The following is a 1,141-nucleotide window of genomic DNA, read 5'->3' on the forward strand; positions in this document are numbered from 1 at the left end:
TAGTGTTCTGCGCCGGAAATTCGGCTACAAAATCGGGCGAGTGATTCGAGGATCTCTTCGGCGGTCTTGGTCCAGATGAACGGTCGTGGGTTGCTGTTCCAGTCGGCGATCCACGACCGGATGTCCGCTTCGAGGGCCTGAACGCTTTTGTGGGTGCCGCGGCGGATCTTCTGGTCGGTGAGGAATCCGAACCAGCGTTCGACCTGGTTGATCCAGGACGATCCGGTCGGGGTGAAGTGCATGTGGAACCGTGGGTGCTTCGCCAGCCAAGCCCTGATCGCGGGGGTTTTGTGGGTGCCGTAGTTGTCGCAGACCAGATGCACGTCCAGTTCGGCGGGGACGCTCTTGTCGATGGTGATCAGGAACTTCTTGAACTCGGTGGCCCGGTGCTGGCGATGCAGTTCGCTGATCACTGAGCCATCCGCGATGTCGAACGCGGCGAACAGGCTCGTGATGCCGTTGCGGTGGTAGTCGTGGGTCCGCCGTTCGGGCATGCCCGGCATCATCGGCAGCACCGGCTGGGAACGCTCCAGGGCCTGGATCTGCGATTTCTCGTCCACACACAACACCACGGCCCGTTCGGGCGGATGGTGATACAGGCCGACAACGTCGACAACTTTCTCGATGAACTGCGGATCGGTGGACAGCTTGAAAGTGTCGGCTCGGTGCGGCTTGAGGCCGAAGTCGCGCCAAATCCGGCCGATCGTCGACTTCGACAGTCCCGATTTCTCCGCCATCGACGCACGCGACCAGTGGGTGGCGTTGCGCGGGGTCTGCTCGAGGGTGGCGACGACGACTTCTTCGACCTTGTCCAAGGCGATCGACGGCGGCCGGCCGGGCCGCTGCTCGTCGATCAGCCCGTCCAGGCGATCGGCCAGGAACCGCCGCCGCCATTTACCGACCGTGGACAGATGAACCTTCAGATCCGTTGCCACGTCCGTGTTCGAGGTGCCCTCGGCACACGCCAGGATGATCCGAGCTCTCATCGCGAGCACCTGCGCAGACTTCGCTCGACGCGACCAACGGACCAACGTGGCGCGTTCCTCGTCGGTCAACACCAGCGTTGCGGTAGGGCGCCCAGTGCGTGGCATCGCCCCACCATACACCGACTTATAAGGCGAATTTCCGGCGCAGAACACTA

General features: G+C 62.8%; 1 protein-coding gene. It reads right to left on the bottom strand.

Annotated features, from left to right (window positions below; genetic code table 11):
- On the bottom strand, positions 1–1,091 hold a 1,091-nt coding region (locus Ade02nite_RS48840; RefSeq protein WP_203778295.1), incomplete at its 3' end, for an IS630 family transposase.
- Between the last annotated feature and the right edge of the window lie 50 nt (positions 1,092–1,141).

This window comes from Paractinoplanes deccanensis (genome assembly GCF_016862115.1).
GTDB lineage: Bacteria > Actinomycetota > Actinomycetes > Mycobacteriales > Micromonosporaceae > Actinoplanes > Actinoplanes deccanensis.